Annotated in this window: 20 protein-coding genes and 2 riboswitches; of the genes, 10 read left to right on the top strand and 10 right to left on the bottom strand. The window is 64.2% G+C overall.

Annotated features, from left to right (window positions below):
• On the top strand, positions 1 to 1368 hold the full coding sequence (locus A9D15_RS07505) for an efflux transporter outer membrane subunit (protein WP_066763622.1): 1368 nt from the start codon (positions 1 to 3) through the stop codon (positions 1366 to 1368).
• Between the two features lie 192 nt (positions 1369 to 1560).
• Here the strand turns inward: A9D15_RS07505 and cobU are convergent, their stop codons facing one another.
• Genes cobU through A9D15_RS07460 form a run of 9 tightly spaced genes read right to left on the bottom strand, consistent with a single transcriptional unit; the run spans position 1561 to position 10041 of the window.
• Positions 1561 to 2064, bottom strand: coding sequence for a bifunctional adenosylcobinamide kinase/adenosylcobinamide-phosphate guanylyltransferase (gene cobU, locus A9D15_RS07500; protein WP_172807489.1), 504 nt, complete (start codon positions 2062 to 2064; stop codon positions 1561 to 1563).
• A complete protein-coding gene (locus A9D15_RS07495; RefSeq protein ID WP_066763621.1) occupies positions 2061 to 3536 on the bottom strand; it encodes a cobyric acid synthase in 1476 nt (491 codons plus the stop codon). Before A9D15_RS07495 ends, cobU begins: the two co-directional genes overlap by 4 nt.
• Positions 3524 to 4459 carry an adenosylcobinamide-phosphate synthase CbiB gene (cbiB, locus tag A9D15_RS07490; protein ID WP_066763619.1) on the bottom strand — a complete coding sequence of 312 codons (936 nt, stop codon included), beginning with the start codon at positions 4457 to 4459 and terminating at the stop codon, positions 3524 to 3526. The genes A9D15_RS07495 and cbiB overlap by 13 nt, the downstream gene beginning before the upstream one ends.
• Entirely contained in the window at positions 4452 to 5435 is a 984-nt protein-coding gene (locus tag A9D15_RS07485) for a threonine-phosphate decarboxylase (RefSeq protein ID WP_066763617.1), read from the bottom strand. The genes cbiB and A9D15_RS07485 overlap by 8 nt, the downstream gene beginning before the upstream one ends.
• Positions 5432 to 6142 (bottom strand): adenosylcobinamide-GDP ribazoletransferase, encoded by a 711-nt coding sequence (locus A9D15_RS07480; protein WP_066763615.1) that lies wholly within the window; start codon positions 6140 to 6142, stop codon positions 5432 to 5434. The genes A9D15_RS07485 and A9D15_RS07480 overlap by 4 nt, the downstream gene beginning before the upstream one ends.
• A complete protein-coding gene (locus A9D15_RS07475; protein ID WP_066763613.1) occupies positions 6139 to 6693 on the bottom strand; it encodes a histidine phosphatase family protein in 555 nt (184 codons plus the stop codon). Before A9D15_RS07475 ends, A9D15_RS07480 begins: the two co-directional genes overlap by 4 nt.
• A 20-nt stretch (positions 6694 to 6713) precedes the next feature.
• Positions 6714 to 7730 carry a nicotinate-nucleotide--dimethylbenzimidazole phosphoribosyltransferase gene (gene cobT, locus A9D15_RS07470; protein ID WP_066763610.1) on the bottom strand — a complete coding sequence of 339 codons (1017 nt, stop codon included), beginning with the start codon at positions 7728 to 7730 and terminating at the stop codon, positions 6714 to 6716.
• A complete protein-coding gene (locus A9D15_RS07465; RefSeq protein ID WP_066763608.1) occupies positions 7727 to 8134 on the bottom strand; it encodes a DUF1636 domain-containing protein in 408 nt (135 codons plus the stop codon). Before A9D15_RS07465 ends, cobT begins: the two co-directional genes overlap by 4 nt.
• On the bottom strand, positions 8134 to 10041 hold the full coding sequence (locus A9D15_RS07460; protein ID WP_066763606.1) for a TonB-dependent receptor plug domain-containing protein: 1908 nt from the start codon (positions 10039 to 10041) through the stop codon (positions 8134 to 8136). The genes A9D15_RS07465 and A9D15_RS07460 overlap by 1 nt, the downstream gene beginning before the upstream one ends.
• 162 nt (positions 10042 to 10203) lie before the next feature.
• A riboswitch (cobalamin riboswitch) is annotated at positions 10204 to 10393 on the bottom strand.
• Positions 10394 to 10467: 74 nt separating this feature from the next.
• A riboswitch (cobalamin riboswitch) is annotated at positions 10468 to 10675 on the top strand.
• Between the two features lie 193 nt (positions 10676 to 10868).
• Between A9D15_RS07460 and A9D15_RS07455 the strand changes: the two genes are divergently transcribed.
• From A9D15_RS07455 to A9D15_RS07445, 3 genes are read left to right on the top strand one after another with little or no spacing between them, the layout of a single operon-like run.
• Entirely contained in the window at positions 10869 to 11474 is a 606-nt protein-coding gene (locus tag A9D15_RS07455) for a hypothetical protein (RefSeq protein WP_082924332.1), read from the top strand.
• Entirely contained in the window at positions 11474 to 12085 is a 612-nt protein-coding gene (cobO, locus tag A9D15_RS07450) for a cob(I)yrinic acid a,c-diamide adenosyltransferase (RefSeq protein WP_066763603.1), read from the top strand. Before A9D15_RS07455 ends, cobO begins: the two co-directional genes overlap by 1 nt.
• Positions 12082 to 13452 (top strand): cobyrinic acid a,c-diamide synthase CobB, encoded by a 1371-nt coding sequence (locus tag A9D15_RS07445; protein ID WP_229660401.1) that lies wholly within the window; start codon positions 12082 to 12084, stop codon positions 13450 to 13452. The genes cobO and A9D15_RS07445 overlap by 4 nt, the downstream gene beginning before the upstream one ends.
• An 8-nt stretch (positions 13453 to 13460) precedes the next feature.
• Here A9D15_RS07445 and A9D15_RS07440 read toward each other — a convergent pair whose 3' ends face one another.
• Entirely contained in the window at positions 13461 to 14237 is a 777-nt protein-coding gene (locus A9D15_RS07440; protein ID WP_066763602.1) for a ferredoxin--NADP reductase, read from the bottom strand.
• A 92-nt stretch (positions 14238 to 14329) separates the two neighbouring features.
• On the opposite strand from A9D15_RS07440, the gene A9D15_RS07435 reads away from it, so the two are divergent.
• The 6 genes from A9D15_RS07435 to istB all read left to right on the top strand — a co-directional run bounded on the left by A9D15_RS07435 (position 14330) and on the right by istB (position 21617).
• Positions 14330 to 15208, top strand: a complete 879-nt coding sequence (locus tag A9D15_RS07435) for a LysR substrate-binding domain-containing protein (protein WP_066763601.1) — start codon at positions 14330 to 14332, stop codon at positions 15206 to 15208.
• Between the two features lie 455 nt (positions 15209 to 15663).
• A complete protein-coding gene (locus A9D15_RS07430; protein WP_066763600.1) occupies positions 15664 to 17178 on the top strand; it encodes an alkaline phosphatase PhoX in 1515 nt (504 codons plus the stop codon).
• A 71-nt stretch (positions 17179 to 17249) separates the two neighbouring features.
• Positions 17250 to 17762, top strand: a complete 513-nt coding sequence (locus tag A9D15_RS07425) for a hypothetical protein (RefSeq protein ID WP_156521696.1) — start codon at positions 17250 to 17252, stop codon at positions 17760 to 17762.
• 123 nt (positions 17763 to 17885) lie between these two features.
• Positions 17886 to 18845 carry a LysR family transcriptional regulator gene (locus A9D15_RS07420; RefSeq protein ID WP_082924331.1) on the top strand — a complete coding sequence of 320 codons (960 nt, stop codon included), beginning with the start codon at positions 17886 to 17888 and terminating at the stop codon, positions 18843 to 18845.
• Between the two features lie 499 nt (positions 18846 to 19344).
• Positions 19345 to 20853, top strand: coding sequence for an IS21 family transposase (istA, locus tag A9D15_RS07410; RefSeq protein WP_082924210.1), 1509 nt, complete (start codon positions 19345 to 19347; stop codon positions 20851 to 20853).
• A complete protein-coding gene (istB, locus tag A9D15_RS07405; RefSeq protein ID WP_066761576.1) occupies positions 20850 to 21617 on the top strand; it encodes an IS21-like element helper ATPase IstB in 768 nt (255 codons plus the stop codon). Before istA ends, istB begins: the two co-directional genes overlap by 4 nt.
• The last annotated feature ends 49 nt before the right edge of the window (positions 21618 to 21666 follow it).

Below are 21666 nucleotides of genomic sequence, written 5' to 3'. Positions count from 1 at the left end.
GTGAAGCCCAAGTCCACCGCGCTTCTGTCGCTCTGCGCCCTCGCGCTGTCCGCCTGCGCGCCCACGCTTCAGGACGCCCCGGTTGGCGCTGCGGTGTCAGCGCCCACGGACTGGCGCACGCAGTTGGAAGTCACCGCGCCTGTCGAACAGGACTGGTGGGACACCTTCGGCGATCCGCAGCTTTCGCGCCTTGTCGAACAGGCCCGTCTCCACAATCCGGATGTGCAGATCGCAGCGGCGCGCGTGGAAGAAGCCCGCGCGACCGAACTCGGCTCTCGTGGATACCTGTTGCCATCCATTGGGGCCGGGGCGCAAAGCGCCGTGCAGCGCGAGCTTTCCCCCTTCGGACAGCCGCGCACCACGGTCGGCGTGCAGCCCGCTTTCCGCGCCTCCTACGAAGTCGACCTGTTCGGCAAGAACGCGGCCCGTGTCGATGCGGCAGAGGCAGGCGTCGCCGCCAGCGCCGCAGCCGAAGAAGCCGCGTGCCTCTCGGTCAGCGCCGCGACGGCCAGCGGATACATCACGCTCCTCGCACTCGACAGGCGTCAGGAAGTGCTGGCAGCAACACTCGAAGCCCGCGGACAGGCTCTGAAGTTCGCTCGCGACCGCGCCGAAGTCGGCTATACCTCACAGCTCGAACTGCGACAGGCGGAGGCCGAGTACCAGGCCACCGCGCAGCTCGTCCCGCAGCTGAAGGCACAGATCGCGCGGCAGGAAAACGCGCTCTCGGTCCTGACCGGCGAGCTGCCTTTCGCGATCGAGCGTGGCGGCACGCTGGCCGACTTGCGTCAACCGGCTCCGCCCGCAACGCTACCGTCCGAATTGCTGCGCCGCCGCCCCGACGTGGCCGCGGCCGAGTATCGCATCGCTGCGGCCGACGCGAAAATGCGCATGGCGCGGGCCGACTTCATGCCCTCGATCGACTTGGGCGCCAGCGCAGGCCTCGTGATTTCCGACCTGCTTGCCGATCCGATCGGCGTCTGGTCGCTGGGCGGCAGCATTCTCGCCCCGATCTTCCAGGGCGGCAAGCTGCAGGCGCAGCTCGACGGCGCCACGGCCCAACGCGACCAGGCCGCCTGGGCCTATCGCTCGACGGTCCTCAACGCCTTTCGCGAAGTGGAGGACCGGATGGCGGTTCTCGCCAATCTCAAGGATCAGGAAACCGCGCGCGTGGCGCAGCAGACCGCCGTCGCCGACGCGCTGCGCCACGCGCGCAATCGCTACCGCGCAGGCTACACGCCCTACATCGAACAGGTCGACGCCCAGCGCGCCCTGCTCGGCGTCGAACTCTCGCTGGTGCAAGTCAGGGCCGACGAACTCACGACGCTGGTCGGGCTATATCAGGCGGTAGGCGGCGCGCCCTGCTGATGCGCCGTTTGCCGTACAGTCGCGCGACCCCATGGCAACGGGGTCCAATGCACCAGAAAATCGCTCAGGTCTGTGGTGACACGAGAAATACGATGACACCGCATTCGAGTTGATGATTCGGACAGAGGATAGCAGCCGCTCCTGAGCGGCTGATCGCCTTGACAATCGCCGATCTTACTACTGGCCCCGCAATCATGGTTTCACGAACACTGGCAGGCCAGCTACTACAAGCGCTACCGCATCAACCGCCGCGGCAACCTGCTGGTTGAAGCGCCCGGCCTCGTCGCGGAAACGGCGGGCGAGGCCGTTCTCGGGTACGATCCCGTAACCCACTTCGTTCGAAACCAGGATTACCGGATGCCTGCATTGCGCCACGGTGGCGCACAGTTGCGCTGCCGGGATCGGCTTGTCCGCAAGCATCAGGTTGGAGAGCCACAGAGTCAGGCAATCGATAAGGATCGCGTCCGCCTGCCGGTCCGCTTCCCGGATCGCGTCTATCAGGTCGAATGGCGCCTCGATCGTATGCCACCTTTCGCCCCGGTCCGCCTTGTGCCGGTCGATCCGTTCCCGCATTTCGGCATCGAACGGCTGCGCGGTCGCAATGAAGGCGAGCTTGCCCGCATACTGCTCGATGCGTTGCTGTGCAAAGCGGCTCTTGCCCGAACGCGCACCGCCCAGGACAAGCAGGCTGCTCATGTCCGCGCACCCATGGCCAGCTCGAGCAACCCCTCGATATCGAGCGTCTCTTCAAGAACGCCGGCGATGTCGTTCAGCGCCGCATCGACCCGAGCGCTTTGATTACCGCCGTGCGATTGCGCGCCGATCCGGGCCAACAGCGACCGTCGCAACCGTCCCGAACCCATCAGTCCGTGGCAATAAGTGCCCATCACCGCACCGTCGGCGCTTTGCGCACCATCGGCGCGGCCATCGCCCAGCATTGCGAAGGGGCGTTCGCTATCTGGGCCCTCGGTATGCCCCATGTGGATTTCATATCCGTCGAAATCGGCATCCAGTGCCTGTCCTCGCACCTGGGCGACTTGTTTCTTGCCAGACAGCACGGTTGCCACATTCAGCAGGCCCAGCCCTTTGGCGTTTCTCATCTCACTCTCGACACCATGTGGATCGCTGACCGTGCGGCCCAGCATCTGGAACCCGCCGCAGATGCCCAGGATCACACCGCCGCGCCGATGGTGCGCGATAATGTCGATGTCCCAACCCTGTTCGCGAATGAAACCAAGGTCGGCGATCGTCGCTTTCGATCCGGGCAGGACTATCATGTCGGCAACGGGGATCGGGCTGCCCGGAGGGATCATGGCAAGTTCCACGCCGGGTTCCGACCGTAGCGGATCGAGGTCGTCGAAATTGGCGATGCGCGGCAGGATCGGGCAGACGATCCGCCTTTTGGCCCTTGCCGTTCCTGCCGCGCGCTCCAGAACCACGGCATCCTCGCTGGGCAGGTGATGCGCCTTTGTCAGCCAGGGGACGACGCCGTACCCGCGCCAGCCGGTCATCCGTTCGATAGCGGCATAACCGTCGGTAAACAGCGCCGGATCGCCGCGGAATTTGTTGATGATGAAACCGCGAACCATGGCTGCGTCGTGCGGGTCGATTACTGCCTTCGTCCCGGCCAGCGCCGCGATCACGCCGCCCCGGTCGATATCGCCCACCAGCACGACGGGAACGCTTGCTGCGCGGGCAAAGCCCATGTTGGCGATGTCGCCTGCGCGCAGATTGATCTCTGCCGGAGAGCCTGCGCCTTCGATGATGACCACATCGCACCGTGCCGAAAGGCGCGCATGGCTTTCCATCACCGCACCCAGCAACTGTCCGCGCGCCTCGCGGAAAGAGGATGACCCAAGCGTTCCGCGCACACGGCCATGGACGATGACTTGCGAAGTTCGATCCGCCTGCGGTTTCAACAGCACGGGGTTCATGTCCACGTGCGGTTCGGCCCGCGCGGCAATGGCTTGCAACGCCTGAGCCCGGCCGATTTCGCCGCCATCGGGCGTGGCGGCGGCGTTGTTCGACATGTTCTGCGGTTTGAACGGCAGGACCGAGATCCCGCGATTGGACAGTGCCCGGCACAACCCGGCGACAAGCACCGATTTGCCCACGTCGGAGCCGGTACCCTGCAACATCAGACTGCCCTGCGAACCTAGACCGGCCATGCCAGAACTCCCGCGATAATCCATGCCAGCGCGCAGGCCTTGATGTAGATGCCGATGGCCTTGCGAAGTTCGCCCGGCCCGGCCTTGCCGCCCGCTCCGATGACGGGCTTGTCATGGCATACGCCATCGTAGGCGACAGGACCGGCAAGCCAGACGCCCAGCGCGCCGGCCATCGCCGCTTCAGGCCATCCGGCATTGGGTGAAGCATGTTCGCCATGGTCGCGCGCCATCGTGCGCCAACCGCCTGCGCCAGACAGACATATCAGCGCGCCCGCGATCCGGGCCGGCAGCCAGTTGGCAAAATCGTCCGCCCTGGCCGCCGCCCAGCCGAAATCGCGCCAAGGCTGCTCGACATGGCCGATCATGCTGTCCGCCGTGCTGATCGCCTTGAACGCCCAGACGCCGGGTAAGCCCAGCACGATTAGCCAGAACAGCGGTGCGATCACGCCGTCGCAAAAGCTTTCGGCAAGGCTTTCGATGGCGGCGCGCGACACGGCGGGCGCGTCCAGTTGCTCGGTGTCGCGCCCGACGATCAGGGCCACGGCATCGCGGGCTTGTCCGAGGTTGCGGCTTTCAAGAGCCGCAAGGACGGGGCGGACATGTTCTAGCAGGCTGCGTTGCGCGATCGCCGGAAAGGCCAGTATCGCGACGACAAGCCAACCATGGGAACCCAACAGTTCAATCGCCACCCACTGCAATAGGAGGGCCACCGCAGCTGCGATCCCGGTAACAAGCAGCAGCGTCGCGATTCCGCCAAGACGGCGCTGGCGCGGGCTGCGCATCGGCAGCTTCCATCGCCGTGCGCCCCATTCGATGATCCGGGCAAACCCGCCCACCGGATGGCCAACGCGCCGATAAAGCCAGCGGGGCCATCCCAGCGCGCCATCCAGCGCCAGCGCAATCAGGGCTATGGGCTCAGCCATCGGCGAAAGCAGCCTCGATCCGGGCAAGATCATTCCGGTCGGCCGGAACGCCGAGCCGCAGCCAATGCGGGTAATCGGCGAACGGGCGGGTCAGGATCCGGTTGCGGCCAAATCGTTCAAACAGGGCACCTGCGCGTTCGTTTTCGATCAGTCTGAAAAGGCAAGTGCCGCCCTTCACCACAAGGCCGTGCCTGTGCAGCAGATCGTCGAACGCCCTTTCCCGCACGGGAAGTTCCGTGCGCGCCTTTGCGATCCACACCGTATCGGCATAGGCCCTAGTTCCGATCGCGATGGCCGCGGCCGAAACCGGCCAGTCGCCCAGCATTTCGCGCAGCCCGCCAACGATCGGCGGCGGCGCGATGGCAAAGCCCAGACGCACACCCGCAAGCCCGAAAAACTTACCGAACGAGCGCAGGACGATCATGTTGCGGCCCGCACCGACAAGACCTGCGATACTCGTTTCCGGCACGGCGTCGGCAAAGGCTTCGTCCACGATCAGCCATCCGCCCGCAGCTTGCTGCGCCGACAGCCAGCGTTGCAGTTCGGCGTGCTTGAGGATGCGGCCGTCGGGATTGTTGGGATTGGCGATCACCACCGCATCGGACCTGCCCTCGCACCGTGCCGGATCACCGGTATGGCTGTTCCGAAAGGCAGCGGTGTGCGTGCGATAGCATGGGGCCATATGGCGGCCCGGTAGATCGAGCAGGCGGCCCAAGACGCGCAGGCCGATCTCGCTGCCGGGCAAGGCGCAGCACAGGGCCGGATCCACCCCGAAATGGCGGGCGGCAGCCTGTTCCAGCGTGGCAAGTGCCGATGGCGTGGGCAGGGCCTGCCAGTCGATGCCGATATTCTCCGGCACCGGCCAGGCGCGCGGGTTGATGCCGGTCGACAAGTCCAGCCAGGGCAGATCGCCATTGCCGAACCGCTCATGCGCCTCGTCCAGCCTGCCGCCGTGCCAGTCGAACGCGTCCGTCACGCCGACACCACGCAGGCGATCAGCAAGGCTGTTTCCACCAGTTCGATTCCGGCACCGTGGCTGTCGCCTGAAATACCGCCAAGCCGCGATCGGACCCACAGGGCCCATACCCCCAGCGCAGGAACGGCAAGCAGTATTGCGGGCAGAAACCACGCCAGCCCTGCGCCGACCAGCGCCCAGATCGCAAGATGGCGCGGTTCCATGGCGGTGGCGAACTTGGTGCCGATCCCTTCATGCAGCGGCGGCAACAGCATGGCCCATGCCAGCGGCCCGATCCGCGCCACGCAACCGATGGCGGGCAGCGCATGGAGCCCGCTCCGTTCAGCCAGAAGCCCCAGAAGGACAATTTTCGCTGCCAGTTGCAGGACGATCGCGACAACCCCGAAACTGCCAATATGCGGATCGGCCATCGCCGCCGACAGGCGCGCCTTGTCGCGGTGCGCGGCGCCTGCGCCATCGGCAACGTCGCCCAATCCGTCCAGATGCAGCGCGCCCGTAATCGCAACCCAGGCGACAACGCCCGCCAGCGCGGCGAGGTTTGTATCGACCTCCCCGGCCATCCAGGTCGCACCCCAGACCACCGCGCCGACCGCAACGCCCGCCAGCGGAAACCATCGCATCGCCGCCGCGAGGTCGGCGGGCCGCGCATCGACCGCAGGAAGCGGGATGCGCGTCATGAACTGGAAGGCGATGACGATGGCCTTCACGATCGCAGGTCCGTGATCTGTCCCGACAGCGGCGTATCCGCCGTCTCACCCCGCCAGACCCGCAGCGACACGCACGCGCCATAAGGCAGATCGAAAGCCCATACGCCGCGGTGATCGAGCCCGGTGAGCACCGATATCGCCGCCCGCATTGCGCCGCCGTGCGTGACCACCAGGGCGGGCCCGGCCAGCGCATCGATGGCGGACAGAACTCGCCGCCGCAACGCGCTCCACCGCTCACCCCCGGGCGGCGGATAGGCATCGGGGTCTGCCCAGAAACGTTGCAACCCCTGCGGGTCGATCTCCGACGCGGGCATCCCGTCCCACACGCCGAAATGCAACTCGCGCCAGCGCACATCACGGCGCAGCGGCAGGCCGCGCGCACGCGCGATGGCCGCGGCACCATCCACCGCCCGGCCAAGATCGGAAGACACGATCGCCCCGAATTCCAGCATCGCCGCACGCGAAACCATGTCGGCATGCGCGCCCGATGCCGCAGGCTCGTCATGATGTCCCAGCATCAGACCGGTGCGCAAGGGCGGGCCGTGGCGCATCAGGTGGAGAGTGAAAGGTATCACGAAACCCCGGCCACCGCCGCCTCGGCAAAAGTCGCCATGCGGTTGTGCGCGGCGAGCGCCGAGTGGACGATCTGCGCCGCCACTGCCGCACCCGACCCCTCGCCCAACCGCATGTCGAGCGTCAGCAGCGGCGCAAGGCGAAGCGCGGCAAGCAAACGTCCATGCGCCGCCTCTGCCGACTGGTGCGCGGCAAGGCAATGATCGACGATACCAGGCACATCGCGCGCCAGCGGCGCAATCGCAGCGCAGACGATGAAACCGTCGAGAAGGACGGGGATGCGCCGCAGTCGCGCGGCAAGGACCGCACCCGCGATCGCCGCGATCTCGCGCCCGCCGAGACGGCGCAGCGTCTCGAACGCGGTGGCACGGTGCAGGCCGTGCAAGTGCACAGCCGTCTCGATTACGCGCCGCTTGGCGGCCAGCGCGGCATCGTCGATGCCGGTGCCTCGCCCCGCCCAGTCCGCCGCGCTGCCACCAAAGGCGGCCATGCACAGCGCTGCGGCGGGCGTGGTGTTTGCGATGCCCATTTCGCCGGGAATGAAAAGCTGGCAATCGTCAGGCACCGCCGCCGCGCCGCGGTTCAGCGCGTCGAGGCATTCCCGTTCGGTCATCGCCGGGGCCCTCGAGATGTCGGCGGTGGGCCGGTCGAGATCGAGCGCCACGACAGAGAGGCTGGCCCCGCAGGCATGGGTCAACGCGTTGATCGCCGCACCGCCCGCCTCGAAGTTGGCCACCATCTGCGCGGTGACTTCTGGCGGAAAGGCGCTAACCCCTTGCGCGGCACAGCCATGGTTGCCCGCGAAGATGGCCGCCGCGATGCGATCGGCCCGTGGTCGGCCATTGCCCTGCCACCCCGCCATGAACAGCGCGATTTCTTCCAACCGGCCCAGCGAACCGGCAGGCTTGGTCAGTTCGGCCTGTCGCTGAGCGGCGGCCTTTCGCGCGGCAGGATCGGGCGCAGGCAGGCTGTACAACGCTGCGGCGAAGGCGGCGGGATCGGCGAACAGGGTCATGCGACGATCCCTCCTTCGGGCGGTACGCGCACGATGAAGTGGCCTTTGACGCCGTCGGGCCAGTCGGCATAGCGCACCTGCCCCTCGGCGCTGGCGTCATGGTGCACCGCATAGTCGAGAATCGCCTGCGCGCTCTGTGCATCGGGCGTGAAATCGCCGAGGACGTATCCGATCTTGCCGGGCGCGCGCAGATGCACCGCGCAATGCCGCGAACAGGCGAACAGGCAGGACATCTCCTCTACCTCGATGGCGGCATAGCGGTCGTCCGCCTGCTGCAACGCGCGCATTTCCTGCGCGAGCAGCGCGCCGCCGCGCTGCCCGGCATCGTCCTCTCGGCTCTCGGCGGACAGGCGGCACGTGCTGCACACCACCACCGAAGGGCCGCTGCTGCCCCGCGCCAGCATCAGAACCGTGCCCTTGCGCCGGCATAAAAGCTGCGGCCCAATGTGCCATAGCCGCTGGCCGTAGCGTAATCGGTATCGAACAGGTTCTCGACCCGGCCATAGAGCGACAGGTCTTCTGCCAACGCGACTTCACCGCGCAGATCGGTCAGCCAATAATCGTCCAGCATCACGCCGCCCGCCCGGTCCCGGCTCTTGCCTGCGTATCTGAGCGCGACCGACAGTGAATGACCGGCAGGCGCCGAATAGCCGAGCGTGGCATTGGCCAGATAGCGCGGCACGCGTGGCAGCTGCCTGCCATCGCTGCGGTCCTCCGCATCGATCCAGCTGAAATTGCCGCGCGCGAAAACCGGCCCGAATTGCGCCGATGCGGTCGCCTCCACCCCGCGTGCGCGGGTGCGGTCGATGTTGGCGTAATAACCGAACCGCTCCACTTGAGTGCCGGGAATATAGCACTGGGCGGGCGGCGTCCCGGTGGTCGGGCAATAGGCAAAATCGATTAAATTGTCGCTCTTGCGCTGAAAATAGGTGACCGCAATCGTGGCGCGATCATCGGCGAGGCTTTGTTCGATCCCCGCTTCCCAGCCACGCGCATGTTCGGGCCGCAGGTCCGCCGATCCGTATTGCGTGAACAACTGGTAAAGCGAGGGCGCCTTGAACCCCTCGGCATAGTTGGCGCGCACGACGGTATTGCCGTTGCCGGGCGCGAAAGCGGCGCCCAGGCTGAACACGGTGTTGCCGCCGAACCGCGAATGGCTGTCGTGGCGGATGCCGCCCTCGGCAGTCAGCGCCTGCATAGGGCTGATGCGCGCCTGGGCGTAGAGGCTGTCGATATCCGCTTCGGCCCGGGTGACGCTGATCGGCGCGGTGTTGTTGCCGGGCGAAGCGGTCCGCATCCGCTGCTCCTCTCGCTCGGCCCCGAAGGCGAGGTCGATGCCGTCTGCCAGCGCCAGTCCGCCCTGGTATTCGTAGCGGCGGGTGCGGCCTTGCGCGTCGAAGGTCTGCTGGCGAATGCTGCGGACCGGGTCAAAGTTGTCGCGGTCGGTGCGGTTCTCGATCACCGCGATGCGGTTGGTGAACCGGCCGTCGAGAAACGCGGCGTTCAGGCCCGAATAGGCGGACCAGGTCTGCGTCAGGCCATAGGCGCGGCTGTCGCCCGAAAACCCGTCGAAATCGTTGCGCCCGTTGGCGTAATATCCGCGCAGGTCAAGCGCGAGGTCAGGTGCCAGCCGCGCCGTCAGCGTGCCACTGCCCGACTGGCGGCTGTAACCGTCGCGCTCGTTCCCGTTGGCGCGGGCCGAGATGCCGTCGGTGGTGAACGTGCTGCCCGCGATACGCCAGTCGATGGCGTCGCTGCTGCCGCCCGCCCCGGCGCGCGCGTTCAGCGTACTGCGCGACCCGCCCTCGACTGCAAAGCGGCCTTCCAGCGGCGCGGTAGGCCTGGCCGTGACGACGTTGACGACGCCGCCGATGGCATTGCTGCCCCACAACACGGACTGCGGCCCGCGCAGGATCTCTATCCGTTCGATGTCGTCGGCGAACAGTCCGCCGAAATCGGCGCCGCCATCGGTGGTTGAGGTGTCGGACAGGCGCATCCCGTCGATCACCAGCACGCTGTGCCCGGCATCGGCACCGCGAATACGCAACGACGTCGCCGTGCCATATCCGCCGTTGCGGGTGATGCCGATGCCGGCGGTACGTACCAGTACGTCGGTCAGCGCAACAGGCTGCTGCGCCTCGATCTCTTCCAGATCCAGCACGGTCACGGAAGCAGCGACGCGGTCGATTTCTACCGGCGTACGCAACACCGATACGACGATCTCTTCGCCGACTGCGTTGGCCAAAGCGGCGGGCGCGATGGAGAGGCCAAAGGCAACGGCCGGAAGGGTGAAAAAACGGTATTCGGGCATGGACAATCCCCACAAGTGACAAGACGCCACGCGCGGATTGCGTCGGGGGGAAAGGCCGATGCCAACACGCAACGACCATCCCGTCCGGCACGCGCCGCACGAGGCAATGGCTGTCGTTTCGCGAGGGAACTTCCCCGTTCGGCCGGCACACCCTGTCCGGACGAAGAACGACGGCGTCAGGCAGGTCTCCTGGCTTGCGGGTCGATGCCGGTCCGGCCGCCTTCTCGGGGCTGTGAAACCCCAATGGCATGATGGCCGATGGCTCTCCGCTCACAGTTGCAGGGGCAGCCGCGGTCTTGAACCGCGTTCCCTTTCAATCCCCTTGCGGGGAACCTGTCGCTTGGGCGGGCGGATAATCGCATGGCGCGTGGCTGGCAAGCGTGTTGTGCAAATGCGAACACTTGCCTGCCGCTTTAATCGGCCCTATTGCCGCCGGCGTAACGGGTGCCCGCAAGGGCTTAATCGGGAAGTCCGGCACGATGGTCCGCCATCGCGATCCGGCACTGCTCCCGCAACTGTCGCTGGTGAGCGGCTTGCCACTATGCCATTGGAAGGAAGTGTTTCTTTCCGAGAAGGCGGCAAGTTTCGCGTCGAACCGGCTAGTCAGGAAACCGGCCCGTTGCCGTCGTTCTTCGCCCGGGCGGGATGTACCGGACGAACGAGGGGCCTTGTTCCTTGATGGACGACACTTGTGTGTGCGTTGAGGGGAAGGGCCGCGTCATTCGGCACTTGCGAAGATTGCTGCGCGCCGTGGATCCCAGTCCCGGCCTCCCGTCCTGTGGCATCGTCCACGGGCGACGCATCGCTCTCATCCGAAAAGGAGACCGATGATGACTGCCTTGCCAACCCATTCCAATTCGCTACCCGCCATCCGGCGTTTCGACGCGATCGTGTTCGCCGCCCTTGCCATCGTCATGCTGGCGACCCGGCCCCATTCGCTCAGCGAATATATCCACCTTCCCGAAACCAGCCTTGCCAGCTTTTTCGTGGCCGGTTTCTACATCCGCTCGCGCCTCGCCTTTCCGGCGCTGTTCGTGCTGGGCTTTGCCATCGATGTCGTGACGATCGGCGTGATGGGCGGGTCCGATTTCTGCTTCACCGTCGCCTACTGGATGCTGCTGCCTGCCTATGGTGCGATGTGGCTGGCCGGACGCTTCGGCGCCGCGCGCATCGGCATGACGCCGGCCACGCTGCCCGCGCTGATCCTGCTGGTGAGCTTTGCGGCCCTGCTGTCCAACGCGTTTTCCAGCGGCGGTTTCTACGCGCTCAGCGGGCATTTCCCCGATGCGACGATCGCGGGCTGGCTGCCGCGGCTGGAACGTTATTTCCCCGGCACGCTGATGGCGACGCTCAGCTGGACGGGCATCGCGGCCATCGCGCATATCGCGGCCGAACGGTTTGCCGGACTGACCGTGCCGGTCAGCAGCCGGTGATGACAGCCGACAAGGCCGCCGCAGATCGTCAGCACAAGGCCCGCACCGCGAAGCATAAGGAGGCGGTGGACAAGCGCATCGCCGCCGCCAATGTCGACAAGGGGCTGCTGCTGGTCGTCACCGGGAACGGCAAGGGCAAGTCATCGTCCGCGTTCGGCATGGTTGCCCGCACGCTGGGCTATGGCCAAAAGGCCGCTGTCTTCCAGTTCATCAAGGGCAAGGCGGAAGTGGGCGAACGCGCCTACTTCGCCCGCGATCCGAACATGCGCTGGGAACGCTGCGGCGAAGGGTTCACCTGGGAAACGCAGGACCGGGACCGCGATATCGCCGCCGCCCGCGCCGGTTGGGAAAAGGCGAAGGAGGCGCTTTCCGATCCGTCGGTCCACCTCGTCGTTCTGGACGAGCTGACGTATCTCGTCACTTATCGCTATCTCTCGCTGGAAGAGATCATGCCCGCGATAGAGGCGCGGCCCGCAATGCAGCATGTCGTCATCACCGGACGGGCGGCGCACGATGCCTTAATCGAGGCCGCCGATACGGTCAGCGCCATTCGCGACGTAAAGCACGCCTTTCGCGCCGGAATCAGGGCACAGCAAGGCATCGACCTGTGATCGACGATACCACGCCCGACGCGGCGCAGTGCCCGGCCCTGATGGTCGCCGCGCCCGCATCGGGACAGGGGAAGACGACGGTGACGGCGGCGCTGGCCCGTCGTTATCGCAACGTAGGGCTGCGCGTGCGCGTCTTCAAGTGCGGGCCGGACTTCCTGGACCCGATGATCCTTGAGCAGGCAAGCGGGCATCCCGTCCATCCGCTTGACCTGTTCATGGTGGGTGAGGCGGAATGCCGCCGCCTGCTGCACGAAGCGGCACGGGCAGCGGACATCATCCTTGTCGAGGGGGTCATGGGCCTGTTCGACGGCGATCCGTCCAGCGCCGACATCGCCGCGCGGTTCGGACTGCCTGTGCTGGCGGTAATCGACGGTTCGGCCATGGCACAGACATTCGGCGCGATCGTGCACGGGCTGGCGAAATACCGCGACGATATCCGCATCGACGCCGTCATCGCCAACCGCGTGGCGGGCGCGCGACACGCAGAGATGCTTCGCAACAGCGTTCGCGGCCCGGTTCGCTGGATGGGTGCGATCGAGCGAAGTTCCGGTCTTGAATTGTCATCGCGGCATCTGGGCCTGCTGATGGCGGAAGAGATCGCGGACCTCGATCACCGTCTTGACACCGCTGCCGCTGCCCTTCCGACAGGTGTCGACACCCTGCCGCCCGCAGTGGCTTTCACGGCTTGTCCGCAATCGGCGGTCGATGGCACTGCCTTGTCGGGGGTGCGGATCGGCATTGCCCGCGATGCCTGCTTCGCCTTCCTCTATCCCGACAACCTGGCCGTCTTGCGCGAGTGGGGAGCAGACCTGCGTTTCTTTTCTCCCTTGGCGGACGAGGGCCTGCCTGATTGCGATGCGCTCTGGTTGCCGGGCGGTTATCCGGAGCTTCATGCCACGACCTTGGCCGCGAACGGGAACTGGCAGCGCGATCTTCGCCGCCATCATGCGCAAGGCAAGCCGGTTCTCGCCGAATGTGGGGGCATGATGGTTTGCATGCAGTCATTGCAACTGGTCGACGGGTCAAACGCGTCGATGGCGAACCTGATGCCAGGCCGCACCATCATGCAGGAACGATTGGCCGGTCTTGGCCTTCAAGTGGTCGGATTGCCGGATGGTCCGGTGCGGGGGCACGCATTCCATTATTCGCGCGTCGAAACGACCCTGCCCCCGTCCGCGCGATCCCGAAATCCGAACGGCGGACGCAGCGAGGCGGTATACGAACACGGCTCGCTGCTTGCCAGCTACGTGCATCTCTATTTCCGGTCGAACCCCAAGGCGATCGCGGCATGGTTTTCTGCACAGCAGGAGGTGGAGGTTGCCGAGCATTCGACATCCACTGACAGGCCGACGTTCGAATTGCCCTGACAAGGCACTTATTTCTCTGCGAACGCGCGCTCGATTACGTAATCTCCGAGTTCGCCCGTGCCTGGCGAGATTTCGAAGCCCAGGTCGTCCAGTACGCCAGACATGTCGCGCAGCATGGCGGCGCTGCCGCAAATCATCGCCCTGTCCAGCCGCGGATCGAGCGCAGGCAGATCGAGGTCGGCTGCGAGCTTTCCGGACTGCACGAGCCCAGTGAGGCGCCCGGTGTTACGAAACGCCTCGCGCGTGACAGTGGGGTAGTAGTGCAGTCTGCCGGCAACGAGTTCGCCCAGATAGGGGTGCTCGGGAAGCTCCTTGCCCAGAAAGTTTGAGTAGGCCAGTTCGCCGACAGTCCGCACGCCGTGCGCGACGACCACATTCTCGAACTTCTCGTAGGTCTCCGGATCCTGGACGATGCTGAGAAACGGCGCGAGTCCGGTTCCGGTCGCAAACAGGTAAAGTGTCCGGCCGGGGCGAAGGTCGCGAATGACAAGCGTACCCACCGGCTTGTTGCTAACGACGATATCCTGGCCGGGGACGATATGCTGCAGCTGGGATGTCAGCGGGCCATCTGGCACCTTGATGCTGAAGAATTCCAGTTCGTCCGCATAGTGGGGGCTGGCGATGCTGAACGCGCGCATCAAGGGCTTGCCGCTCAGACGCATGCCCAACATCACGAAGTGCCCGCTTTCGAACCGAAACGAAGGATCGCGGGTCGTCCGGAAGCTGAAGAGCCGATCGTTCCAGTGATTGACGCTGAGGACGCTTTCGGTGCGCAGACTTGCCATCTCAATTCTCCATGCTGGACGTCTGCGATCTAGGTGATCCTCCATTATCCAGAAAGCTGGTAATATCGATTTGATATATCTACGTGATAGATATGAAGTTCAGTCTCCGGCATCTCGAAATCTTTGTGGCCGTCGCGCGTGCGGGAAGCATTTCGGCTGCCGCTACGGAGCTTTCGATGTCGCAATCCGCAGCGAGCACCGCGCTCATCGAACTGGAACGGCGCTATGGCCGTTCGCTTTTCGACCGTGCGGGCAAGCGACTGAAGATCAACGAGACCGGTCGCTCGCTCCTCGTGCCTGCGCTGGAACTTCTGAGCCGCGCCGTAGAAATCGACGAACTTCTGGCCGGCAGGGCCGGGCCGGGGCCTTTGCGTCTGGGTGCCACGCAGACAATCGGCAACTACATCGCGCCCCGCCTGATCAGCGCCTACTGCCAGCGGCACGAAGGATCCACGCCTACGCTGGAAATCAGCAATACCGCGGAGATCGCGGCCCGGATCGTCGACTTCTCGCTCGATCTGGCGCTTGTCGAAGGGGCATATGAACACCCGGACCTTGTCCTCACGGACTGGCTCCATGACGAACTGATCCTGATCTGCGGGTCATCGCATCATTTGGCCGGGAGAGAGGCGTGGAGCATCGATGATGTCCTGGCCGAGCGTTGGGTCGTCAGGGAAAAGGGATCGGGTACCCGGCAGACTCTCGACACGGCCATCCGGCCGCACCTGAGCCGCTGGCGCATCGGCATGGAGCTTCAGCAGATAGAAGCCATTCTCGAAATGGCGGCCGTCAGTCCGTTGATTGGTTGCGTCCCGCGCGTCGCAGCGCAGCATCTCATTTCGCAAGGCCGGCTTGTTGAAATCAAAGTCCCCGAACTCGATTTGCAGCGCCGGTTCTACATCATGACGCACAAGGCCAGGTACTTCACGGCGGGGATCCGCGCCTTTCTGAAAATCTGTGAAGGCGCCTGATGGCGCTTCTTCGGATTCCGCTGCCGGTAAGGTTGACCCCGAGTTTCTGGTTTGCGCCCCAGTCTTCGCCGTTCCAAACCGTGTGAAGTCTTCTCGACGCCGTGATCCCAGCAGTCGGGTGTCCGCTCAAATCCTGAAAGCCATCGTTTGGGCAGAAAATCTTGAAAAATATCCACACGCCATTCAATATCAAAGCCCAAAGACCTCCGATATTTAATTCAAAACAAATATATATCTCGGCTTAATTTTGGTAATGGTAGAAGATTTTCAATTAATCATAATACAACTTAGCCGATATTTGATCGACAGGATTTATGACATAATTGTCGTACTGCAAAAGCATATCTGTCACTTTCACCAAACCGTCTTGAACTCGAAAAAACTGTAATAGTTAACACCTAACTACCGTGTGTCGATTCGTCGTCGGCTTTGCCCCGACGCAAATGGAGGGACACATGGAAATCAATGCAATCAACCGCCGCGCGCTGTTGCGCGGTAGTGCCAAGGCCGGTGCGGCCACCGCTCTGGCAGGCGTTCTTGGTGGCCTGATGACGCGTCAGGCCATGGCTGCCCACACCAACGGTCAACTTGCCCCCGTCGCAAGCCCCTATGGCCCGCTTTTCCCGGTCAAGGATCAGGAAACCGGCCTTGAACTGCTGAAACTGCCGCGCGGGTTCACCTACCGCTCTATGAGCTGGACCGGCGACAAGATGACCGACGGCGGCATTGTCGCGCCGCGACACGACGGCATGGGCGTGGTTTCCATGGGCGGCAAGGGCGGTCAGGACACCTACCTCATCCGCAACCACGAAGTTCAGGGCGCCCCCAGCCTTATCGACGCGCCTGCCCAGTACGACACCGCAGTACAGAGCGGACAGCTCGTCGGCGGCGGCTGCGACGTTCTCAAGGTTCGGAACGGCAAGCTGATCGAAAACTACGCCACGATCGGCGGCACCTTCAACAACTGCGCCGGCGGCGTGACGCCCTGGGGCACCTGGATCACCTGCGAAGAGACGTTCTACGACGGCACTGCGCTGGGCGGAAAGAAGCACGGCTACGTCTTCGAATGCTCGATCGATCCGAAAGAAACCACCGGCCAGCCGATCGTCGCCATGGGCCGCCTCTATCACGAAGCAATCGCCGTCGATCCGGCAACCGGCTACGTTTACGAAACCGAAGACCGCCGCAATGTCTCGGGCTTCTATCGCTTCAAGCCGAACGACACGACGCCGGCATATGGTGCCCTGGCAAAGGGCGGCCAACTGCAGGCGGCGAAAGTCGTCGGCGTCGATCAGGCGAAGCTTCTCGCCCTCGGCGGTGACAACGCGGTCGCCGAAGTCGGCCAGACGCTCGAAATCGAATGGGTGGACATCGACAATCCCGATGCCGACCCCGTCGGTGGCGCCTCGGGCCCCTACCTCGAAGGTCTGGGCAAGGGCGGCCTGACGATGAGCCGCGGCGAAGGAATCTGGCAGCATGGCGATACGATCGCCATCGTCGACACCGCATTCGGCCGTGACGGCAGCGGTCGTGACGGCCGCGGTCAGGGCGCAGTGTGGATCTACACGCCGAGCACCTCCGATCCGGAACGCGGCACGATGACCCTGCTCTATGCTGCGGCCAGCGAAGTCGCCGGTAACAACCCCGATAACATCACGATCTCGCCGCGCGGCGGCATCCTCACTTGCGACGACGGCGATGCCGTCGAAGACGAGTTCGGTGCCGGCAACCGCCTGATGGGCTACACCGATCACGGTGAGGCTTACATCTTTGCCAAGAACAACATCAACCTCAGCGATGCCGATCTGGCAGCGATGGGCCGTTCGGGTCAGTTTGCGGCAAAGGACGACCGGGGCAACGAGTTCGCTGGCGCGACGTTCGATTTCGACGGCCAGACGCTCTTCGTCAACGTCCAGACCCCGGGCGTGACCTTCGCGATCCGCGGACCGTGGGCACTCGGCAACCTTTGACGAAGCCGGCACCAGCAGCTGGTCTGTCGCGCCTTCTTGGCGCGGCGGGCCGGCTTGCGCCGATTGCGGCCGTGGCGGCGATTGTCATCGTCGCCGCGACAGCTCTCTGGCAGGGTGCATCGCACAGTACGACAATGGCAGGCGACGAATTCGTCCTGCTGCAAGGCGGTCAGGATACGACAGGCCTTGGCACGATTGGCGCAACGCCTGCCGCCGAAGCATATCTGGGCGAAACCGAAGGCCGCGATTTTGCCGAAGGGTTGCGTTTCGGCCCCGCAACGCCGCGCATGGGCACGACCGGCTATCCGATCACCGCGCAGACCGACCGGGAACTCCTATCACGGTTCGGCCTGCAACCCGGCGACGTGATCGTCGGGATCGACAATCTTCCGCTCGACGCAAGCCGCATGGCCGCACTTGGCAACGAACTCGCCACAATGGACAAAGTGGAGATTGCCTACGAACGAGGCGGCATTGTCGAAGACCGTTTGCTGAAATTCAAACGTCCGGCGTCTGCGAGAATAGCGCACGATAGAGCTGAGCAAGGCGACATTCGCCCTGGGGGCAGCGGACCCTATCGATGACGCCCCCCTTACCCCCGCTATAGTCGTGGCAACTTGAATTCGCGGGGATCGCGAGCCAGAATGCGCCTACTGGCTGGGTAATTCTGAAAGGTACGGGATGCGATCGCTCGATCGGGCTGCGGAATGAGCGCAACGCCATCGGCAGGTGACGGCGAGTCCGTGCGGCGTCTCAATATCAATCTTCTATATCCGCTCGATGCAATCCTCCATGCCCCGACTCTAACAGAAGCCGGCCGCCGCGTGCGGCTTAGTCAATCGGCGATGAGCCATGCGCTTCGCCGATTGCGAGAACATTTCAGCGACGACCTTGTCATCCATGCGGGCGGCGAACAACAACTTACCCCGCTTGGCCTTGCGCTCAAAAGTGAGGTACGGCGGGTGCTGCGAGACGTAGACGGGGTATTCAATTTCGCGCTGTCCTTCGATCCGCTGACAAGTTTGGGCACTGTCACCGTCGCTGCTTCGGATGTCGTGGAGCAGATGTTGCTGGGGCCGGTCGTCCGACGGCTGCTGGCCGCTGCCCCCGGTCTTTCGGTCGACGTCATACCACTCGATCTGTCGACACCCCATCAAGCGATCAACCGGGGGGCGGACCTGCTTCTGATGCCACAGGACGTTGCTCTGGCGGGACTCGACACCTTGCCCATCCTCACGGAATATGTGTCATGCATGATCTGGACCGGTCATTCCTCGCTGGCCGGACAATACGAGATTGACGACGCACAATATCGTGCCGCACGCCACGTTGTTGCGCGTGACGAAAGGACGGCCTTTCTCACCGTCAATCCGCGCACGGTCGAGCTGTTGAACGAACGGCGTATTGCCATGCGCACCAGTTCGCAGGCAGCATTGCCCGCCATCGTCATCGGCAGCGATCTCGTCGCTACCGGCAGCGGCTGGCTTTTTCAGCATTTTGCCGAGACAATGCCGGTGAAAGTGGTTTCGGCTCCTTTCGAAAGGGAGGAAACAACGATCGTCGCCCAGTGGGCCGCGCACCGGCGGCGCGATCCGATGGTGGCGTGGTTCGTCGAACAGGTCGAAAGCTATGTCGCGCTCTTTTCCAACCGACAGGGAAATCGGTGATCGATCGCGTTCATGACAGCCATGAGCACTTCGAATTTGCCTGCATTCCGATCGCTGCATAGCATTTCTTCGACGGCACGATCCCGCTGACAACCCAAAGTCGGGCCACAGCCATAATAACGCCGTCGTTCAGGGGGGCGCGGCCGCGGTCGCACCCGAATTGGGAAGCGACTGCTTTGTCTGCCGGAAGGGCAGCATCGTCCAGTAACCGGTGTTCCGCTTTGGCGGGCGGGTGCTTGCACTCGCACGGAGCTGTCGCTTGGCTATCAAGGAGGTCTTGCATATGACTGCCAGAATCCACTCTCTGCTCGGGGCCGCAAGCCTAGGCATCATGGCTGCGGCGGCCGCTGTCGCGCCGACATCCGCCATGGCACAACTGAGAACGGCGGTGCAAAATTAGGCCACGGTAGCGGCGGCGCAGTGCTGCTGCGGGCGGCGTAAAAGTCGTCCACTTTTCCCTTTTCGCGAAGCTGGCGAGGAGGGATGAGGGATTTACACCGTGGAACTTTACCTGAGGGTTCGTCTGGCGTGTTCTGAAGGGATGAGCCAGCGCGAGGCAGCGAAGCATTTCAACATATCGCGCGACACGGTTCGCAAGATGCTGTCGTATTCGGTGCCGCCCGGTTACCGTCGCAGCGCCCCGGTGCGGCGACCGAAGCTGGAAGCGTTCATACCGATCATCGATGGCTGGCTGGAAGGGGACCGGTCGGTTCCGCGCAAGCAGCGCCATACGGCGAAGCGTGTGTTCGACCGCCTTCGCGCAGAGCATGGCTTCACCGGCGGTTACACGATCATCAAGGATTACATCCGGGAGCGGGTTCAGCGCAGCCGGGAGATGTTCGTGCCGTTGGCGCACGCCCCCGGCCACGCACAGGCTGATTTCGGCGAGGCTCTGGTTGAGATCGGCGGTGTGGAGCAGAAGGCGCACTTCTTCGTGCTCGATCTGCCGCACAGCGATGCCTGCTACGTGCGGGCCTATCCGGCGGCCGTTGCCGAGGCGTGGATGGACGGCCACGTTCATGCCTTCGCGTTCTTCGGCGCGGTACCGCTCTCGATCGTCTACGACAACGATCGCTGCCTGGTCTCTAAGATCCTTCCTGACAGCACGCGGCGGCGCGCGAGGCTGTTCAGCGCCTTTCTGTCGCACTACCTGATCCGCGATCGTTACGGCCGCCCTGGCAAGGGGAACGACAAGGGCAGCGTGGAAGGTCTGGTCGGCTATGCCCGCCGCAACTTCATGGTCCCGATCCCCCGGTTCGCGACATGGGAGGCGTTCAACCTGTGGCTCGAGGAGCAATGCCGCAAACGGCAGAACGATCGGCTGCGCGGCGAGAACGAGACGATCGGCGAGAGACTGCAACGCGATCTGGCGGCGATGCAGGACCTTCCGGCATCGCCGTTCGAGGCCTGTGACCAGACCAGCGGCCAGGTCTCGTCGCAGGCGCTGGTGCGCTACCGGACCAATGATTACTCGGTACCGGTACGCTTCGGCCACCAGGAAGTATGGATCAGGGGCTATGTCGGCGAGGTGGTGATCGGCTGCCGGGGCGAGGTCATTGCCCGTCATCCCCGCAGCTATAGCCGCGAAGACGTGACCTTCGATCCGGTCCATTACCTTCCCCTGATCGAACAGAAGATCAATGCCCTCGATCAGGCCGCGCCCTTGCAAGGCTGGAACCTGCCCGAGGCGTTTGTGACGCTGCGCCGGCTGATGGAAGCGCGCCTGAACCGTCATGGGGGCAAGCATGGCCGGCGCGAGTATGTGCAGGTGCTGCGCCTGCTGGAAAGCTTCACGCTTGCCGATCTGCATGCCGCGGTGAAGCAGGCCCTTGATATGGGCGCGATCGGCTTCGATGCGGTGAAGCACCTTGTATTGTGCCGGGTTGAACGCCGGGTGCCCAGACTGGATATGGCGATCTATCCCTACCTGCCCAGGACGAGGGTGGAGACGACATCGGCGCGCTCGTACATGCGGCTGTTGTCGGGCGAGACGAAGGACGCGGCATGAGCAGCCCGGCTCCCGAACTGCTGCTCACCAATCACCTCAAGACGCTCAAGCTGCCGACGTTCCTGCGTGAGCATGACAAGCTGGCCCGGCAATGCGCGGCAGAGGGCGTGGATCATGTCCGCTATCTTGCCCGGCTTGTCGAACTGGAACTGATCGACCGGGAACGGCGGATGGTCGAGCGCCGGATCAAGGCCGCGCGGTTCCCGGCGGCCAAGAGCCTCGACAGCTTCGATTTTACCGCCATCCCGAAGCTCAACAAGATGCAGGTGCTCGAACTGGCGCGCTGCGAATGGATCATCCGGCGCGAGAACGTCATCGCCCTTGGCCCGTCAGGAACCGGCAAGACCCATGTCGCGATCGGCCTGGGCCTCGCGGCCTGCCAGAAGGGTCTGACAGTCGGTTTTACCACCGCGTCCGCGCTGGTCAGCGAAATGATGGAAGCACGCGACGAACGCCGCCTGCTGCGCCTGCAAAAGCAGATGGCCGGATACAAGCTCCTCATCATCGACGAGCTGGGGTTCGTTCCCCTGTCAAAGACCGGCGCGGAACTGCTGTTCGAACTGATCTCGCAGCGTTACGAGCGTGGCTCGACGCTGATCACCAGCAACCTGCCGTTCGACGAATGGACCGAAACGTTCGGTTCCGAGCGCCTGACCGGCGCGCTTCTCGACCGGCTTACCCACCACGTCAGCATCCTGGAAATGAATGGCGAGAGCTATCGTCTGGCCCAGAGCCAGGCACGAAAAGCACGCCCCAACCCCTGACAGAAATGACAATCCGGGTGTTGGCGACCCCCGCTCGGGCTACGCCCTC

Source organism: Croceicoccus pelagius (assembly GCF_001661915.1).
Taxonomy (GTDB): Bacteria; Pseudomonadota; Alphaproteobacteria; order Sphingomonadales; family Sphingomonadaceae; genus Croceicoccus; species Croceicoccus pelagius.
The sequence above is the reverse complement of the archived record's forward strand: the minus strand, read 5'-3'. Positions and strand labels throughout refer to the sequence as shown.

Excerpts from the sequence above, each read along its gene's own strand:
- A9D15_RS07420 (WP_082924331.1), top strand. The coding sequence starts at position 17,886 with ATGAGCGCAACGCCATCGGCAGGTGACGGCGAGTCCGTGCGGCGTCTC.
- cobT (WP_066763610.1), bottom strand. The coding sequence starts at position 7,730 with ATGACCCTGTTCGCCGATCCCGCCGCCTTCGCCGCAGCGTTGTACAGC.
- cobO (WP_066763603.1), top strand. The coding sequence starts at position 11,474 with ATGACAGCCGACAAGGCCGCCGCAGATCGTCAGCACAAGGCCCGCACC.
- A9D15_RS07475 (WP_066763613.1), bottom strand. The coding sequence starts at position 6,693 with ATGCGCCACGGCCCGCCCTTGCGCACCGGTCTGATGCTGGGACATCAT.
- cobU (WP_172807489.1), bottom strand. The coding sequence starts at position 2,064 with ATGAGCAGCCTGCTTGTCCTGGGCGGTGCGCGTTCGGGCAAGAGCCGC.
- A9D15_RS07430 (WP_066763600.1), top strand. The coding sequence starts at position 15,664 with ATGGAAATCAATGCAATCAACCGCCGCGCGCTGTTGCGCGGTAGTGCC.
- A9D15_RS07435 (WP_066763601.1), top strand. The coding sequence starts at position 14,330 with ATGAAGTTCAGTCTCCGGCATCTCGAAATCTTTGTGGCCGTCGCGCGT.
- A9D15_RS07440 (WP_066763602.1), bottom strand. The coding sequence starts at position 14,237 with ATGGCAAGTCTGCGCACCGAAAGCGTCCTCAGCGTCAATCACTGGAAC.
- A9D15_RS07495 (WP_066763621.1), bottom strand. The coding sequence starts at position 3,536 with ATGGCCGGTCTAGGTTCGCAGGGCAGTCTGATGTTGCAGGGTACCGGC.
- A9D15_RS07465 (WP_066763608.1), bottom strand. The coding sequence starts at position 8,134 with ATGCTGGCGCGGGGCAGCAGCGGCCCTTCGGTGGTGGTGTGCAGCACG.
- istB (WP_066761576.1), top strand. The coding sequence starts at position 20,850 with ATGAGCAGCCCGGCTCCCGAACTGCTGCTCACCAATCACCTCAAGACG.
- A9D15_RS07455 (WP_082924332.1), top strand. The coding sequence starts at position 10,869 with ATGATGACTGCCTTGCCAACCCATTCCAATTCGCTACCCGCCATCCGG.
- cbiB (WP_066763619.1), bottom strand. The coding sequence starts at position 4,459 with ATGGCTGAGCCCATAGCCCTGATTGCGCTGGCGCTGGATGGCGCGCTG.
- A9D15_RS07460 (WP_066763606.1), bottom strand. The coding sequence starts at position 10,041 with ATGCCCGAATACCGTTTTTTCACCCTTCCGGCCGTTGCCTTTGGCCTC.